This is a genomic window from Halobacillus sp. BAB-2008 (assembly GCF_000328325.1).
Taxonomy (GTDB): Bacteria; Bacillota; Bacilli; order Bacillales; family Halobacillaceae; genus Halobacillus.
Genome location: NZ_ANPF01000042.1, coordinates 1 through 17,431, shown reverse-complemented (window position 1 = coordinate 17,431; position 17,431 = coordinate 1). Strand labels below are relative to the sequence as shown.

18 protein-coding genes are annotated in these 17,431 nt (G+C 49.8%); 3 read left to right on the top strand and 15 right to left on the bottom strand.

Translation table 11 applies throughout. The annotated features are described in order from the left end of the window. Positions 1 to 142: 142 nt before the first annotated feature. The 3 genes from D479_RS10320 to D479_RS10310 all read right to left on the bottom strand — a co-directional run bounded on the left by D479_RS10320 (position 143) and on the right by D479_RS10310 (position 4,578). Positions 143 to 1,660: an AbgT family transporter gene (locus tag D479_RS10320; protein ID WP_008636619.1), complete on the bottom strand. Its 1,518-nt coding sequence runs from the start codon at positions 1,658 to 1,660 to the stop codon at positions 143 to 145. A 172-nt stretch (positions 1,661 to 1,832) separates the two neighbouring features. Then, positions 1,833 to 3,416, bottom strand: a complete 1,584-nt coding sequence (gene serA, locus D479_RS10315) for a phosphoglycerate dehydrogenase (RefSeq protein ID WP_008636618.1) — start codon at positions 3,414 to 3,416, stop codon at positions 1,833 to 1,835. Then, positions 3,394 to 4,578, bottom strand: coding sequence for an alanine--glyoxylate aminotransferase family protein (locus D479_RS10310; protein WP_008636616.1), 1,185 nt, complete (start codon positions 4,576 to 4,578; stop codon positions 3,394 to 3,396). The genes serA and D479_RS10310 overlap by 23 nt, the downstream gene beginning before the upstream one ends. Before the next feature lie 250 nt (positions 4,579 to 4,828). On the opposite strand from D479_RS10310, the gene D479_RS10305 reads away from it, so the two are divergent. Continuing rightward, positions 4,829 to 6,493, top strand: a complete 1,665-nt coding sequence (locus tag D479_RS10305) for a peptide ABC transporter substrate-binding protein (protein ID WP_008636614.1) — start codon at positions 4,829 to 4,831, stop codon at positions 6,491 to 6,493. 63 nt (positions 6,494 to 6,556) lie between these two features. On the opposite strand, the gene hmpA is transcribed toward D479_RS10305, so the two are convergent. Then, positions 6,557 to 7,774: an NO-inducible flavohemoprotein gene (gene hmpA, locus D479_RS10300; RefSeq protein WP_008636612.1), complete on the bottom strand. Its 1,218-nt coding sequence runs from the start codon at positions 7,772 to 7,774 to the stop codon at positions 6,557 to 6,559. Between the two features lie 171 nt (positions 7,775 to 7,945). Between hmpA and D479_RS10295 the strand changes: the two genes are divergently transcribed. Next, on the top strand, positions 7,946 to 8,386 hold the full coding sequence (locus tag D479_RS10295; RefSeq protein ID WP_008636610.1) for an Rrf2 family transcriptional regulator: 441 nt from the start codon (positions 7,946 to 7,948) through the stop codon (positions 8,384 to 8,386). 208 nt (positions 8,387 to 8,594) lie between these two features. Here the strand turns inward: D479_RS10295 and rpsR are convergent, their stop codons facing one another. The 7 genes from rpsR to D479_RS10260 all read right to left on the bottom strand — a co-directional run bounded on the left by rpsR (position 8,595) and on the right by D479_RS10260 (position 13,299). After that, the gene (gene rpsR, locus D479_RS10290) at positions 8,595 to 8,822 is read right to left on the bottom strand and encodes a 30S ribosomal protein S18 (protein ID WP_008636608.1); all 228 of its coding nucleotides are present in this window, start codon (positions 8,820 to 8,822) and stop codon (positions 8,595 to 8,597) included. A gap of 20 nt (positions 8,823 to 8,842) precedes the next feature. Continuing rightward, positions 8,843 to 9,331: a single-stranded DNA-binding protein gene (gene ssb, locus D479_RS10285; RefSeq protein WP_008636605.1), complete on the bottom strand. Its 489-nt coding sequence runs from the start codon at positions 9,329 to 9,331 to the stop codon at positions 8,843 to 8,845. 12 nt (positions 9,332 to 9,343) lie between these two features. Next, the gene (gene rpsF, locus D479_RS10280; protein ID WP_008636603.1) at positions 9,344 to 9,637 is read right to left on the bottom strand and encodes a 30S ribosomal protein S6; all 294 of its coding nucleotides are present in this window, start codon (positions 9,635 to 9,637) and stop codon (positions 9,344 to 9,346) included. 134 nt (positions 9,638 to 9,771) lie between these two features. Beyond that, positions 9,772 to 10,869 (bottom strand): redox-regulated ATPase YchF, encoded by a 1,098-nt coding sequence (ychF, locus tag D479_RS10275; protein WP_008636585.1) that lies wholly within the window; start codon positions 10,867 to 10,869, stop codon positions 9,772 to 9,774. A gap of 245 nt (positions 10,870 to 11,114) precedes the next feature. Beyond that, positions 11,115 to 11,309: a DUF951 domain-containing protein gene (locus D479_RS10270; RefSeq protein ID WP_008636583.1), complete on the bottom strand. Its 195-nt coding sequence runs from the start codon at positions 11,307 to 11,309 to the stop codon at positions 11,115 to 11,117. A 15-nt stretch (positions 11,310 to 11,324) separates the two neighbouring features. After that, a complete protein-coding gene (locus tag D479_RS10265; protein ID WP_008636581.1) occupies positions 11,325 to 12,230 on the bottom strand; it encodes a mechanosensitive ion channel family protein in 906 nt (301 codons plus the stop codon). 49 nt (positions 12,231 to 12,279) lie between these two features. After that, a complete protein-coding gene (locus D479_RS10260) occupies positions 12,280 to 13,299 on the bottom strand; it encodes a hypothetical protein (RefSeq protein ID WP_008636578.1) in 1,020 nt (339 codons plus the stop codon). Positions 13,300 to 13,388: 89 nt separating this feature from the next. On the opposite strand from D479_RS10260, the gene yyaC reads away from it, so the two are divergent. Continuing rightward, positions 13,389 to 14,015, top strand: coding sequence for a spore protease YyaC (yyaC, locus tag D479_RS10255; protein ID WP_008636576.1), 627 nt, complete (start codon positions 13,389 to 13,391; stop codon positions 14,013 to 14,015). A 150-nt stretch (positions 14,016 to 14,165) separates the two neighbouring features. On the opposite strand, the gene D479_RS10250 is transcribed toward yyaC, so the two are convergent. The 4 genes from D479_RS10250 to noc all read right to left on the bottom strand — a co-directional run. Continuing rightward, a complete protein-coding gene (locus D479_RS10250) occupies positions 14,166 to 14,870 on the bottom strand; it encodes a DUF554 domain-containing protein (RefSeq protein WP_008636568.1) in 705 nt (234 codons plus the stop codon). 66 nt (positions 14,871 to 14,936) lie between these two features. After that, positions 14,937 to 15,785, bottom strand: a complete 849-nt coding sequence (locus tag D479_RS10245) for a ParB/RepB/Spo0J family partition protein (protein ID WP_008636567.1) — start codon at positions 15,783 to 15,785, stop codon at positions 14,937 to 14,939. After that, a complete protein-coding gene (locus tag D479_RS10240) occupies positions 15,766 to 16,536 on the bottom strand; it encodes an AAA family ATPase (RefSeq protein ID WP_008636566.1) in 771 nt (256 codons plus the stop codon). The genes D479_RS10245 and D479_RS10240 overlap by 20 nt, the downstream gene beginning before the upstream one ends. Positions 16,537 to 16,650: 114 nt before the next feature. Next, positions 16,651 to 17,431: nucleoid occlusion protein (noc, locus tag D479_RS10235; protein ID WP_008636565.1), on the bottom strand; the 781-nt coding region annotated here is incomplete at its 5' end.

Genomic DNA, 17,431 nt, shown 5'->3' with positions numbered 1-17,431 from the left:
GCAGGGCGGAGACTCCTGCGGGAAAAGCGAGACAGGAGAGACCCCGGAAGAGCGGAGCTCTGAGGAGGCTCGCCGGCCGCCCGCGGAAAGCACAGCCCTGCACGGAAACCATCAGCGGCGGCACAAGCACTCCCGATAAAAATTAATACTGAACAGGAGCTCCCGGGCCTACAGGGATTCCGAGCAGCACCCAGATGAGCAGGAGCACGAGCCATCCGAGCAGGAAAGCGACGGAATAGGGGATCATCATCGAAATCAATGTCCCGATACCGATTTTCTTGTCATAACGCTGAGCGAAGGCAATGACGACAGGGAAATAAAGCAGGAGCGGTGTCACCATGTTCGTCACCGAGTCCCCGATTCGGTACAACAGCGTCGTGAATTCAGGAGAATACCCGAGATTCATCATGATCGGAACGAAAACAGGCGCCAGAATCGTCCATTTCGCGGAAGAACTGCCGATGAAGAAGTTCACGACCATGGTCAGACCGATGAATGTCAAAATGAGCGCAATCCCATCAAACCCTGTGGAATCAAGGAAATCAGCTCCCCGAAAGGCGATGACCGTCCCAAGATTCGTCTCCTGGAAGTAAGCGATGAACTGACCCGCTGTAAATGCAAGCGCGATATATCCTCCCATACTCGCCATCGTCTTACCCAGCAGCCTCGTTAGATCCTTATCATTCTTGATCTCCTTAACGACGATTCCATAGATTAATCCCGGTACAAGGAACAAAAGGAAGATGACAAAGACGAGGGCCTGGAAGAACGGCGATTCAATATAAGCCCCGTCCCCGCGCAGCGGTCCGAGCGACAAATAGACCATCAAAGCGAAGGTTAGAAGAAAGCCGAGACCAGCAAGCCGCATCCCTTTTCTCTCTGTATCTGTCAACTCTTCCATCTCTGCATCGGCCTCTCCCTTGTACTTCCCAAGGCGCGGCTCGATGATTTTTTCCGTGACGAAGGTACCGATGATCGTCACGAGAAGGACGGAGACGGCAGCGAAGAAATAGTTCATCGTCACGGTAATCGTATCGGCATAAGCAGGATCGATGGTACGGGCAGCATCTGCCGTCAACTCCTGCAGGATCGCATCCGTCGAAGTCAACGCAAGGTTTGCGCCGAATCCCCCCGATACCCCGGCGAACGCAGCAGCAAGACCGGCGAGCGGATGACGTCCCAGTCCGAGGAACAGAACCGCTCCAAGCGGCGGAAGAACGACATAGCCGGCATTGACCGCTAAACTGGACATTACACCTGCGAACACAAGCGCGGCCGTCAACAGCTTATTAGGGAAGGAGAACACGATCCCCTTCAGCGACGTATGGATTAGTCCCGTCTGTTCAGCAAGGCCGATCCCAAGCATCGTAACAAGAACGGCTCCGAGCGGCGGAAAACCGATGAAGTTTTCGACGGCACTATTGAAGATATACTCCAGTCCACTCAGACTGAGCAGATTCTTCACTTCCACGACTTCTCCACTCGTCGGGTTGGTAACGGCGACGCCGGAGAAAATGCCTGATAGAACAATAACCAACAAAGCTAATATGGCAAATAATAAGAGCGGGGACGGCAGCTTATTCCCAAGCCACTCAATCCCGTCCAAGATCCGGAACAAGCCTCTCCTGAACTTGGATATGGATTCTCTTGATTCTTCCAACCTTTATCCCTCCAATGTGTATCGTTTTAGTCGGATTTAAACGTACCAAGGACCCTCCCTTTTGTCAAAGCACATGCTCCTTCTTTAGCCGCACGATCTTCCCACTTCTCCAACAAATAAAGAAAAAGCAGGCAAACGCCTGCTTTTTCTTAAAGATATCTATAATAATGGCTTAGAGAGTAAGGCTCTGGACCTTCTGAATATCAGAGAGCTCTGCCAGCTTGACAACGGATTCTTCCGTCACTTCTTTGTCGACCGTCAGCACCATGACAGCTTCTCCACCTTCATTCGTCCGTCCCACCTGCATCGTGGCGATGTTGACTTGATGCTGGGCAAGAAGGCTTCCGACACGGCCGATTGCACCTGGCTGGTCTTTGTGGTGAATGACGATGAGATGACCTTCCGGAACGACGTCGATCGGATAGTGATCGAACTGGACGATGCGTGGTCCCAATCCGTTCAGAAGCGTTCCACGGATGCTGCGCTTCTCTTTATCTGTTTCGATTTCCACCGTGATCAAGTTTGTGAAGCCTTTTGTAGATGTCGACTTCTGCTCGTTGATCGTAATTCCTTTATCTGATGCCGTCTTAAAGGCGTTGACGTCGTTGACACGGCTGCCGATATGACGCTTCAGAATACCCTTCACAGCGATACGAGTAAGCGGCATCGTATCGACATCCAGCAGTTCTCCACTGTACGTGACATTCACACTTTCAAGCGTGCCGTCGACGATCTTGGAAAGGAAATCCCCAAGACGCTCGGATAATAGGAAGTAAGGAGACAGCTTCTCCATCATTTCTGAAGAAACGGATGGAATGTTGACAGGGTTTTTCACCGTACCTCCGCGCAGGGATTCGATGATGTCATAGCTGACGTCTGTCGCTACATTCTCCTGCGCCTCGATCGTGCTCGCACCCAGGTGCGGAGTCGCGATGACTTCATCAAGGGTAAGAAGCGGATGCTCCGTCGCCGGCTCTTCCTCGAAAACGTCGAGAGCTGCTCCAGCGATCTTGCCGGATTTAATAGCTTCATAGAGGGCATTCTCTTCCACAATACCGCCGCGGGCACAGTTCAAGATACGCGCGCCGTCTTTCATCTTCTTGATCGCCTCTTCATTGATCAAGTGTTTCGTCTTCTCAATAAGGGGCGTATGGACGGTAAGGAAGTCCGCCTGCGCGATCACTTCGTCGACCGTTCCGCACGTTACGCCTGCCTTCGCCGCCTTTTCCTCGTTCAAGAACGGGTCGAAGGCAACGACTTTCATCCGGTGGCCTTTGGCGCGGGAAGCAACTTCCCGGCCGATCCTTCCGAAGCCGACGATACCGAGCACTTTATCCTTCAGCTCGACACCGACGTATTTCTTCCGGTCCCAGCGCTGCTGCTTCAAGCTGTGATACGCCTGCGGGATGTTCCTGGCAAGCGACATGAGCATCGCCATCGTATGTTCCGCCGTAGAGATCGTATTTCCATCCGGTGCATTGACGACGACCACACCGTTCTCTGTCGCTGCCTCGATATCGATGTTATCGACACCCACACCGGCACGGCCGATAATTTTCAGGTGAGGGGCATGTTCGATGACTTCCCTTGTCACTTGTGTCTGGCTGCGGACGATCATGGCGTCGGCAGAACCGACCGCCTCCAGCAGCTCTTCCTTGGAGAGAGAAGGAGTATTAATCGTTTCTACATCTTCTGCATCCAATAATGGTCTGATTCCGTCTTCACTAAGTGGGTCACTGATTAATACGCGGTACATGATGATCCTCCCTTGTGTGCTTCAAGTATGCTTCCTGTGCTGCTGCGACGCCTGCACCGGGTTCGAATTCATGTCCGAGACGCTTCAGGACGATTTCGATGATGCCGATATACTGCAGGACATTTGCCGGGCGACAGTAACCCATATGGCCGATGCGGAAAATCTCGCCCTTCATATGCTTCTGTCCTCCTGCCATGATCAAGCCGAATTCTTCGTTGGCAAGCTTCCTCAACTGCTCTGCCTCGAAGGTATCCGGGCGGATCGATGTCACGGTAGTGGAAGCTTCCGCCTCGCTTACAAGCAGCGGAAGACCGAGAGCGAGACAGGCGTTCCGAGTCATATCTTTCATTAACGTATGACGTGCATACACGTTTTCCAAACCTTCTTCTTCCAACAGGTTCAACACCTGTTCTAATCCGTACAGCAGCGACAAGGCCGGAGTGAATGGTGTCTGTCCTGCGTCGAGCTGTTTTTTATAAGATCTCAAGTCCAGGTAAAAGCGCGGGCGTGGATTTTCGTGAATCACTTTCCAGGCTGCTTCTCCGACAGCGGCGAACGCAAGTCCGGGCGGAAGCATCAACGCTTTCTGGGAACCGGATACTACGATATCGATTCCATAACGATCCATATCGAGACCGGCGCCACCGACAGAGGAGACTCCGTCAACGATGACAAGGGCAGAGCTTACGGATTTAACGCGTTCGGCGACTTTTTCGACCGGATGCATGACCCCTGTCGACGTTTCACTGTGCGTCAGGAAGACGGCTTTCGCTTTCGGGTAGGATTGAAGGGCCGCTTCCACCTGATCCGGTGTCACCGCTTCTCCCCAAGGAACATCAAGCTGATGGACGATCAATTCATACGTGCGGCAAATCTGGGCAAAACGATCTCCGAAGGCACCGGCGACAACGACGATGACCTCTTCCCCGGGCTTCGTCGTATTGACGACAGCGGCCTCAAGTGCTGACGTTCCGCTTCCTGTCATGACCAAAACATCTCCGGAAGTGCCGAAGACCGGCTTCAACCTCGGAGCAATTTCCTTCATCAATTCCTTACATTTTTCACCACGGTGACCAATCATCGGCTGGCTCATGCTTCTCTCCACACTTGGTGGTGTCGGAGTCGGTCCCGGAGTGTGCAGCAAATCCCATTCACGCTTCATTTTCCACTTGTACCTCCTCATTTTCTCTTACCCTTTTCCTATTAAATGTCTTTAACACGTTAGAAAAAGAAATGATATTCTCTAATCCTATCAAATGGTAGGATGTTGTCAATCAAATTAGAAAATTCAGTTATAATGTCTACATTTCTTGTGCATATTTTCCTGATATCCCTTTGATTTTTCTGAAAATTATCGTTATAATTCAAAAAGTAATTATTTTCTAAAAACTTTGAAAACGGGGGAGTTCTTTTTGAGAAAACAGTGGTGGGTTTTATTTTCACTCTTATTCGTCCTTGTACTCGCAGCGTGTAGTGGAGGCAGCGAGACATCATCAGAATCAGACGGGGACAGTACATCCGATGAAGGATCTGCTTCCGGAGAACAAGAGATTACAGTAACAGCAAAAAGTGAAATCCCAAGCATGGACCCGTCCTTGATCACCGATTCCGTCGGTTTCCAATGGGCCGGTGAAACCTATGAAGGGTTGTACCGCTTGGATGAAAATAGCCAGCTCGTCGATGGGATGGCAGAAGACTCTGAAGTAAGTGAAGACGGACTTACTTGGACATTTAAACTGCGTGATGCCGAGTGGTCGAACGGCGATCCTGTAACGGCAAATGACTTCGTCTACGCCTGGCAGCGGGCGGTCGATCCGGATACGGCATCCGAATACGGCCCTTATTTCCTAGGCGGTATCATTGATAACGCCCAGGAGATCAGCAACGGTGAGATGGAGCCGGAAGAACTCGGCGCGACGGCGGTTGATGATAAGACATTGGAAGTCAAATTGGAAAAGCCTGTTCCATACTTTGAATCGATGACCGTGTTCATCACCTTCATGCCTTTGAACCAAAAGTATGTAGAAGAGCAGGGAGACAAGTTTGCAACGGAGGCCGAGTACACAATTTCGAACGGTCCTTTCGAAATGACAGACTGGAGCCACGGCGAAGGCTGGACGATTGAGAAGAGCGATTCCTATTGGGATGCCGATACCGTCCAGTTGGACAAGATCCACGCAAAAGTAGTGAAAGAAGTTTCCACAGGCGTCAACTTATATGAATCCGGCGAAATCGATCAAACCGAATTAAATGCCGAATTCGTCGATCAATACAGCTCGGACGAAGCGTTCCAGGTCGTCGAGAAACCATACTTATATTTCTTCAAGTTCAACCAGGATAACAACGAAGCATTGGCCAACGCCGATGTCCGTAAAGCGATCTCCATGGCTATCGACCGCCAGGGACTTGTCGACGTCATCTTGAATGACGGATCCGTGCCGGCCAAAGGATATGTACCATCGAACTTCGTATCGATGCCGGACAGTGAAGAAGACTTCCGGGAAGCGCAGGGCGACCTCGTAGAGACGAACGTCGAGAAAGCGAAGGAACATTGGCAGAAGGGCTTGGAAGCACTCGGCACCGACACAGTGGAAATCGAGCTGCTTGGAGATGACACAGGTACATCGAAAGATACCCTTGCCTATTACAAAGGCCAATTGGAAGAGAATTTGGAAGGCCTGACGATTAAAGTGATGGAAGTGCCGTTCAAAGAGCGTGTCCGCCGTGACAACGAAGCAGAATTCGAAATGGAAGCAGCGACGTGGGGACCGGACTATGTCGATCCGAACACGTACTTGAACATGTATCTGACAGACGGACAGAACAACAACATGGGTTATTCCAGTGAAGAGTATGACAGCCTCATCGAACAAGCGAACAATGAATTCGCCCAGGATCCGGATAAGCGTTTCGAAGCATTCATGGAAGCGGAACGCCTCCTTCTGGAAGAAGATGCAGCCGTCGCTCCGATCTACCAGGATGCGAAGGCACAGCTCTTCCGTCCATCGATCAAAGGAGTCTACTCCACAGCAACAGGTCCTGAATTTGAATTTAAGTGGGCCTATGTAGAAGAATAAACAAAAAAGCGGCAGGGAATTTAATCCCCGGCCGCTTTTTTCTTTGGCAAAATAGAAGATCGGTCAGACCTCCAGCACTCCTTTGGTTCCGAAAAATTCATAGTGAATCTGCTCATGCTTCACACCAATCGCAGCAAGCGCTTCATGCACCGCTGTCATGAAGCCTTCCGGGCCGCAGATATAGACGGATGCACCGGATGGCACCTTCTCCTGTAAAAACGCTCTATCTACGTATCCTGATTGATCGAACGTTCCCTCTTCTGCTCGAGGTTCGGAATAGACGATATGCGTAGACGCAGCAGGAAGAGCTGTCATGTCGTCACGGAAGGCGTGGACGGCGCCGTTCTTCGCTCCGTGGATGACATGTACCTCCCGATTCTTTTGACGTTGAACCGCGTCCTTCCACATGCTCATAAGCGGTGTAACACCGACGCCTCCACTGATCAGCACAAGCGGACGTTCCACTTCTTCATCCAGTGTGAAATCACCTGCAGGCGCACTGACCGGCAGCGTATCGCCTGCTTCGACCTTGTCGTGGAGCCAGCAGGAAACGATGCCGTTCGGGCGTCTGTCTTCCCCGCGTTCCTTTTTCACACTGATGCGGAAATAATCGTTTCCGGGTGCATCGGATAAGCTGTATTGTCTCAAATGACTGACGGGCTGGTCGGGGATGTCCGCTTTGATCGTCACGTACTGACCAGCCCTGAACTGTGGAAGGGCGCCACCGTCGACGGGTTGGAGGTAGAAGGAAGTGATCGTGTCACTTTCCTTCACCTTTTCCGCTATCCGGAACGTCCGATATCCGCTCCAGCCTCCACGCTGATTCTCCGCCTGCTCATAGAGGTCGGATTCGATATCAATGAAGACACTCGCAATGACTCCGTAAGCACGCTCCCAGGCTCCTAGAACCTCCTCTGTCGCACCGTCACCGAGCACCTCTTTGATCGCGCCAAGCAGGTGCTCGCCGACAATAGGATAATGCTCCGGTTTCACATGCAGGCTGCGGTGCTTTTCCGCCACCTGCTTGACCATCGGCAGAATCGTTTCCAACTCATCGATGTGTGCTGCCGCCATGTACACAGCATTCGCCAGGGCCTTCGGCTGCTCGCCGACCTTTTGGTGCGTCTGATTGAAGACGTTTCTCAGTTCCGGATGCTCTTGAAAGAGGTTCCGATAGAAAACGCCTGCAATCGTACCGCCATGCTCCGCCAGGACAGGAACCGTCGCTTTAATCGTCCGTACTGTCTTTTCATCTAGTGGTTTTTCAGCCTTTGTCACCATAATAAAGCCTCCAAAAGATATATTTTTAATACACCTTTATTATAAAACGAAGAAAATTTAAAGCAATATTTAAAATACATCTTTTATGACAATTGTGAGAACGTCTCATTCCTAAGACTTTATAAACGGAGTATGGTATCATGAAAAAAACAGAAAATGAGGGTTACGACGATGCGACTAAAGAAGTACACGGACTATGCCTTAAGGGTATTGATTTTCACAGCATCGAAAAGGAACGGAGAGCTCGCACGAAAGAAAGAGATCTCCGAAGTCTTCCACATCTCAGAAAACCATTTGGCTAAAATCATACATGAGCTCAATAAGATGCAGCTGATTGAAACACTCCGGGGCCGCTCCGGCGGCATCCGGCTGGCCCGGGAACCGAAAGACATCAACGTCGGCGATGTCGTCCGCGCGATGGAAGACGACTTTCATCTACTGGAATGCTTCGACTGCGCCACCAATTACTGTGTCATCACTCCCGCCTGCAAATTGAAGCACGCCCTCCACGAAGCATTACGCGCATTCCTTGCCGTACTGGAAGGGTACACACTCGAAGACCTGCTGACAAACAAAGAAGAACTCCGTGACTATATGGGGTTGAACGGATAATCAGCAGGCGGACGACCTGACGATTCCATAAAAAACCACGACAATGGCTGTCGTGTTTTATGAGCTTTCGAGAAATAGAATTGGGGAAGAAAAGAATCACCCAAAGTCAGCAATAGATGAGGAAAAGAAACCCCTTTCCCTGGAAACGAAAAAGAAACCCCGGAATCTAAAAAAGATTCCGGGGTTTCCACCGACGCTACCCATCCACTTATTCAGTAGTGTATGGAAGTAGAGCCATTTGACGAGAGCGTTTGATCGCTTTTGTCAATTTACGTTGGTATTTAGCAGAAGTTCCAGTTACTCGACGAGGAAGAATTTTTCCACGATCAGAGATGAAACGTTTCAGCAAATCAACATCTTTATAGTCGATGTGTGTAATTCCGTTAGCTGTGAAGAAACACACCTTTTTACGTTTACCGCGTCCACGACGTGCCATGTGCATTCACTCCTTTCTCATTAGAATGGTAGATCGTCATCTGATATATCGATAGGTTCCCCATTATCTGCGAATGGGTCATCGTTTCGTTGGTTGTTGTTGTTAGAACCGAAGTTGTTTCCTGATGGTTGTTGATTCTGATTTGGTTGGAATCCTGAACCTCCACGGTTTCCTCCGCCTTGGGAAGCACCTTTGGATTCTAGGAACTGTACGCTGTCTGCAACAACTTCTGTAACGAATACACGCTTACCTTCTTGGTTGTCGAAGCTTCTTGTCTGTATGCGTCCATCAACACCTATAAGGCTTCCTTTACTCATAAAGTTAGCCAGGTTTTCTGCTGGACGTCTCCAAACGACACAGTTGATGAAATCGGCGTCGCGATCTCCCTGGTTGTTGGAAAAAGGACGGTTTACAGCGACAGTGAAGTTGGCGACAGCTACTCCGTTCGGCGTATAGCGTAAATCAGGATCCTTCGTCAATCTGCCGGCTAATACGACACGATTTAACATCAGAACCACTCCTTATTTGTCATCTTCGCGTACAGCGATGTGGCGGATAATATCATCCGTGAACTTCGCTTGACGGTCGAATTCGTTGATTGCTTCGCTTGTACCAGCGAAATCAATCGTTACATAGATACCATCACGGTGGTCGTTAATTTCATAGGCAAGACGACGCTTACCGATTTCTTTAACTTGTTCGATCTCCGCACCGTTATCAGTTAGGATTGCGCTGAAACGATCTTTGACAGCCGTTTTAGCTTCCTCCTCGATGTCTGGGCGGATGATATACATGATTTCGTATTTTCTGTTCATCCGTTTTCACCTCCTTATGGACTTGACGGCTCCTTCTCTATCGAAGGGGCAAGGAGTAATCAATAATTACTCACAATATAGTATTGTAACAAACTTGTCCCTCATTTACAAGCCTTCGGCGAAAGCTCGTGCGCTTACACGTTGAAACGGAAATGGATGACATCCCCGTCACGGACGATATACTCTTTTCCTTCCAGACGAACGCGTCCACGGTCGCGTGCTGCTCCCATCGAACCCGCTTCCATCAGGTCATCATAAGACACCGTCTCGGCACGGATGAACCCGCGCTCAAAGTCCGTGTGGATGATTCCTGCTGCTTGAGGGGCTGTCATGCCTTCTTTGAACGTCCAGGCACGGACTTCCTGCTCCCCGGCTGTGAAGTACGTTGCAAGACCCAGAAGGTTGTAAGTCGCCTTGATCAGCTGATCGAGACCGGACTCTGCAATTCCGAGATCCTCCAGAAATTCTTCTTTTTCGTCGCCGTCCAGTTCGGCGATCTCTGATTCGATTTTCGCACAAACAACGATGACTTCCGCGTTTTCCTTCGCTGCGAACTCGCGGATTTGTTTGACCTTATCGTTGTCGCCTTCCCCGATTTCCTCTTCGCTAACATTCGCGACATAAAGGATCGGTTTCGCCGTCAACAAGTGCAGACCTTTGACGATCTTCTGCTGGTCTGTGCCGAATTCGACGGCACGGGCCGGCGTTTCGTCTTCCAATGCTTCTCTCAACGTCTCCAATACCGCCTGCTCCGCTACGGCATCCTTGTCCTTCTGACGGGCAAGTTTCGCAACGCGGTCCAGACGCTTCGTGACGGTTTCAAGATCGGCAAGGATAAGCTCCAGGTTGATCGTTTCAATATCGGTGATCGGATCGACCTGGCCGGATACGTGGGTGATGTTCTCATCTTCGAAAGCGCGGACGACGTGACAAATGGCATCCACCTGACGAATGTGGGAAAGGAATTGGTTTCCAAGTCCTTCACCTTTACTTGCGCCTTTGACAATACCGGCGATATCCGTGAATTCAAACGCTGTCGGAACGGTCTTCTTCGGATTTACAAGCTCTGTCAGCTTGTCCAGCCGCTCATCCGGAACTTCTACGATCCCGACGTTCGGGTCGATGGTAGCGAACGGATAGTTGGCGGACAATGCTCCCGCTTGTGTTATTGCGTTAAATAACGTAGATTTTCCTACGTTCGGCAAACCTACGATTCCTGCTGTTAGTGCCATATAAGACTTTCACTCCTTAAGGATTTACATACATGCATGTTAGTCATTTCAATTATAGATTTTGTACTTGAAAATAACAACCGGTCCTATTCTGGAAATGGGCGTTACCTCTCCCTCATTCTTGCCTGTTTCTCCAAGAGAAAATCAGCAATCAGGAATAATCCTCACCATGAAGCGGAAGTTCGCCATCCTTCACCGGTTCCGAATCGAGAAGAAACCCTCCTGATACAAAGGAGGGTTTCTCGTCATTCTGCTGTTTCCAAAACTTTCTTCAGCTTCGTTTCAAACTTGCGGCGCGGGACGAGCACACTGTGGCCGCAGCCTTCACATTTGATCCGGATATCCGCACCCATCCGGATGATCTTCCAGCGGTTTTCTCCGCATGGATGGGGCTTCTTCATTTGAACGACGTCATTCAGTTCATAATTTTTCTCCGCCAAGGGAACTTCCTCCTCTTATTCTTCTTCCTTACGTTCTTCGTTCTCGTCACGAGAGTACATGACCATGCGGGGGAACGGAATCTCGATTCCTCTTTCGTCGAGGCGTGCCTTTATTTCTTTACGCATCGCACGGGCAATTACCCAGTGCTCCATAGGGTTCACTTCACTGATGATACGCATAACGACGTCGGACGCTCCGAAGTTCTGGACACCGAGAAGCTGCGGCACTCCGATCATGGAATCATAGCGCTCCGGCATTTCTTCCAACAGCTCGAGAATCACTTTCTCCGCTCTGTCAATGTCTTGTTCATAAGCGATACCGACATCGACGACAGCAATACTGTTGTGAATCGAGTAGTTCGTCACCTGTGTCACATTTCCGTTCGGAAGAATATGTACTTCACCCGTCCAGGCTTTCACTTTACAAGTACGAAGACCCACTTCTTCTACAAAGCCTTCCACTCCGGACGTCTGGATATAATCCCCGACAGAGAACTGATCTTCGAAAATGATGAAGAAGCCGGAAATGATATCCCGGACAAGGTTCTGTGCGCCAAAACCGATGGCGAGACCGGCGACCCCGGCACCGGCAAGCAATGCCCCCACGTTCAGCGAGAACGTATCCAGAATCATGACGAAAGCGATGAAGTACACCACATACGACAATGTGTTCAAAATCAATTTGTTCAGCGTCGCTTCCCGGCGCTGGGTAATTTGGAAAGGCCCTCTCCGTTGATTGGTAAAGAACCTCGTCACTACTTTTCTTCCTATACGAATGACCAAAAAAGCGACAAGCAGAATAAGAACGATCTGTAACGCTCCGAGTGCAATCGTCATCCATAAATCCGGTCCGGTTACATACTCAACAACCTCATCCCATTTCGTTTTCGCATCTTCTACAACTGTTGCGGGATTGCTCACCCTGTCCCCTCCTGTACGACATGAATATGACATTCATTTTAACAGGTTTTCACCGAATTTTGAATCGGGAAAGAATCGGGTATAAGAGAAGAGAGGCAAGCACATATAAATTCAGAATGCCATATAGAGGGTACAAATATTCAATCAACGTGGAGAAGCCGAACGATGTGAATGGGAGCATTACCGCAATCACTCCCATAGCCAGAATCCAAAGCGGCTGCCGGACGTATTCACGAAATCGTGTGACGAGCCCGAGCGTTCCGGAAGCGGCTGTCGTAAAGATGGCGATCCACAGCATCAGGGACATGAAGAGCATCATAGCATACGGATAATGTTTCAAAATCGCAAATAGAGGTATCTCATACAAAATGATGTCCTCCGCAATTTGGATGAGGCTGTTGTTATAGAGATAGGATACAACACCCAGAATGACACCGCTCCCGACGCTTGCCACCCATATTTCCCCTCTGCGCTTCACTTGATTGCCGATCGCCCCGAGCACGGCGATGAGCGGCAGGATATTCAGCGCGGTGAATGGAAATGCCGCCATCCAATTACTGTTCTCCATCACATGACCGAACAGAGACAGATGCTGGTCGCTGATGAACAGAATCAGAACGAACAACAATCCCGCAATCAAAAGGGGAAGCACGAAGCTGTTGACGAGTACGATCCCTTTGACATCCCACACGAACAAGAGAATGAGTGGAAGGATGATAATGAGCACCCCGAACTTGTAAGGGAAATGGAATGCCTGCCACGTCGCACCCGATCCTGCCAGCATGATGACAGTCGTCGTGAACAGATAGATGATGATCATCCAATCGTACACCCCGGTCAAATGCTTTCCGACGATGGCCCGGAGAACCGGCAGATAATGGCCGGACTGTTTCTTGAAGCTGATATCCATGATCGCCACACAACAGAAGATGAACATGAGAGCGAACAACAGGATGGCCAGGCTGCTGTCTTGTCCAAAAAATTGCCAGAGCTCCCTCCCGGAAGCATACCCGGCACCGATCATCGTTCCTACTATCAAGAACATCCACTTGATACCTGCTTTTATCATGACGGTTCCTCCACCTCTATGTATTTGTCACGTATAGAACGACGGACAACCTTATATACTGTTACTACTATGTGTCTGGAGGAGAAGCTATGAATTTCAAGGACAAGTTTTCCAAAGAAGAGAAACGTGTCAGCACCGACGATCCGGCCATGAGCGATACGTTAGCCACCTACCTGAACGATTGGCTTCCGTCCTCTCAGGAAATCGTCATCGCCTGTATCGGAACCGACCGCTCCACAGGAGATGCCTTCGGTCCGCTCGTCGGCTCGATGCTGAATGATCAGAATCTGGAAACCTTCCATATTTACGGTACGCTCGAAGAACCGCTCCATGCCCTCAACTTAAAAGAGCGGCTGACGTGGATCAGCAAGACCCACCATCACCCCTATATCCTGGCCGTCGATGCCTGCCTTGGTAAATCAGCGTCTGTCGGATCTGTCGTTCTCGGCAAAGGTTCCCTGACACCCGGTTCGGCCTTAAAGAAGGATCTGCCTCCGGTCGGCCATATGCATATCAGCGGCATGGTCAATGTCAGTGGATTCATGGAGCACGTCGTCCTGCAGAATACACGGCTGCACATTGTCATGCAGATGGCAGCAAAAGTAGCGGCAGCCCTTCAGCTGACGGACGCGAAGCGCAGACAGAACCAATTAGAAACATCACCCTATCACCCGTTCACAACGAACATCAACCCGATGAAAAAAGAAATCCGCTGAACATAAAAAAAGCCCCAACCAATGTGGTTGGGGCTTTTCATCTTTGTCTTGCTTGAACCTATTGGTGGAAGGACCATTCCAGTATAGGGGGGACGTTTATATCTAGGCGGAAACATTCGATTCCGATAAAAGTTGATTTGAACATATGTATTAGAACCAGTGGACGACCGCGAGAATCAGGCCGACGGTGCCTAGAGAAGGGAGCAGGTTCGCTACCCGTATTTTCGTCAGCTTCAGCATATTCAAAGCGATTGCCACGATTAACAAACCGCCGGTTGCCGTCATCTCGACGATGAAAGTATCCAATACCTCCTGAGGGACAAACCGTTGAATTTGTGTCGCCAAAAGAGCAATCGATCCTTCGTAAAAGACGACAGGAAAAAGGGAAAACAAGACCCCTATTCCGAGTGTCGACGTCAGGACGAGAGAAATAAACCCGTCGAGAATCGCTTTCGTAATCAATATTTCATGGTCATTACGCAGGCCGCTGTCCAGAGCCCCGACGACGGCCATCGCTCCGATGACGAAAATAAGCGAAGCCGACACGAACCCTTGGGCGATGCTCACCGTTTGTTCCGGATTTGCGAATTTCCGTTCGATCCAGCGTCCGATATATTCAAGCCTTGATTCCAGCTGCAGGCCTTCCCCGATCAGTGCCCCGCTCAGAATACTCAATAAGACGATGACGATATCATCCGACTCCAGCGCCATTTGAATCCCGATGAGCAGCACCGCCAGTCCGACTCCCGACATAACCGTTTCTTTAAAACGTTCCGGAATCCTAGTAAAGATCAATCCCAGCAAGGTTCCGACAAGAATACATAAACCATTGATCAAAGTACCAAGTAAAACCATGACATTCTCTCCAATGTTGTTTTTTCACAAAAAAAGAAGAGGCCGGGTGACCTCCTTTTCCTGCCTTCACTCTTTTTCTTTATCAAAATATGCTAAAATCCGCTCTAAATCATCTTCATTCATGAATTCGATCTCAATCTTCCCTTTACGCTTGCCTTTATGGATCTTTACCCCGGTACCGAGACGTTCCTTCAAGGAGGTCTCCTGCTCCCTCAGGAAAATATCCTGCGCTTCCTGCTTCGGCTTTTGTTTCCTGCCGTTCCGGTTTAATTCCTGAATGATCTGCTCTACCTGACGGACATTCAACGATTCCCGTTCGATTCTATCAACGAGCTTTAACTGGACATCTTTGTCTTTCAATCCCAGCAGAGCCCGTCCGTGCCCCATGGACAACGTTCCGTCATTAATCTTCGCCGTCACCTGTCGCGGAAGTGCGAGCAGACGAATCAGATTCGCTATATGAGACCTGCTTTTCCCAAGACGATTCGCAAGCATCTCCTGTGTGACATCGAGTTCTCTGATCAATTGCTCGTAGGATTTCGCTTCCTCGATCGGCGTCAAATCTTCCCGCTGCAGGTTTTCCAAGAGGGCAAGTTCCATCATCTGCTCATCCGTCAACGGCTGGATGATCGCAGGAATCGTCTCCAGTTCGGCAAGTTTCGCTGCACGATACCGGCGTTCTCCGACCACAATCTCGTAGCCTTTAATACTCTGCCTCACGACAAGAGGCTGAAGAATTCCGTGTTCTTCAATGGATTGTTTCAACCCGCTTAAGCTTTCATCATCGAAATACTTCCTGGGCTGATAAGGGTTGGGACGGCAATCTTTAATCGCAATTGTTTCTAGTTGTTTGTCATCGATGTTCTCTGTGTTGGTAATTAAAGCGTCAAGACCTTTACCTAACCCTCTCTCCATTTATGATCACTTCCTTCGCTAATTCTAGATAGACTTCTGCTCCCCTGGCTTTGGCATCATAGAGGATCACCGGACGTCCGTGGCTCGGAGCTTCACTCAGCCGGACATTGCGCGGGATGATAGACCGATAGACTTTCTCCCGAAAATATTTCTTCACTTCTTCAATCACTTCTATACCCAGGTTGGTACGGGCATCCAACATCGTCAAAAGGACCCCCTCGATCATAAGCCGCTTATTCAGATGCTTCTGGACGAGGCGGATCGTGTTGAGCAATTGACTCAGCCCTTCCAACGCATAATATTCGCACTGCACCGGAATAAGGACAGAATCGGAGGCCGTCAAAGCATTCAACGTCAGCAGCCCTAAAGAGGGCGAGTCGATGATGACATAATCATACTCATCTTTTACGCGGTCGATCGCTTTTTTCAGTCTTACTTCCCGGGAAATAATCGGGACCAACTCAATCTCTGCACCCGCAAGCTGAATCGTGGCGGGGATGATATCAAGACGTGGAGCAAGCGTGGATGTCCTGACACGTGCAGGATCCAGATCGTCGACAAGTATATTGTAAATACAGTGGTCGAGGTCGCCTTTTTCTACACCGACACCGCTTGTAGCGTTGCCTTGAGGATCGATATCGACAAGCAGAACCTTATAGTCAAGATGCGCCAGCCCTGCACTGACATTGACCGCCGTCGTCGTTTTCCCGACGCCGCCCTTCTGGTTAGCGATGGAAATCACTCTACCCATGGTGTCACCTGCCTCTTTCGCTTTTCTTTCATCTTACCATTTATTAGCAGACATAGGCAGAAGGACTTAAAAAAATCCCATCTTCACTAAGCGTCAAGATGGGTCCCCGTACGATCATGGTTTCTTTTTCGGTATTTTAATTGTGATCTGATAATAGTCATCATGATCTTCTTCGTCCGTTTCGAGATCGATGCCGGTATCTGTCACCATCGTCAAAGACTGTCGAATCGTATTCATCGCGATCCGCATATCCTTGTTGACACCTTTCATCCTCGGTTTCTTCTTCTTCGGTTTCGGATCCATCCATTTGGCGATCCGTTCTTCCGTCTGTTTCACGTTCAACTGTTTCTCAATGATTTCGGCAAGCATCTTTTCCTGAAGTTCCGGATCTTTCAATCCGATCAGGGCGCGCGCATGCCGTTCCGTAATCTGCTTATCCATGACAGCCTGCTGTACGACTTCCGGAAGCTTCAACAACCGCATCTTATTCGCAATCGTGGACTGACTCTTACCTAATCGTTGAGCCAGCGCTTCCTGCGTCAGTTCCTGCAGTTCAATCAGACGTGCGTACGCTACCGCTTCTTCAATGACCGTTAACTCTTCCCGCTGCAGGTTTTCGATAAGGGCCACCGATGCCGTCTGGGAATCATTCATCTCACGGATGATCGCAGGAACCTCTTCCCAGCCGAGCGACTGGACGGCCCGCCATCTGCGTTCACCGGCGATCAGTTCATAATCTTCTTCGTTTAACCGACGAAGAACGATCGGCTGAATCATCCCATGCGTATGTATCGTCTGGGCGAGTTCGCTAATCTTCTCGTTGTTAAATATCGCTCGAGGTTGGTAACGGTTCGGCTGTACACGTTCGACCGGAACCTGCACAACTTCATCGGGA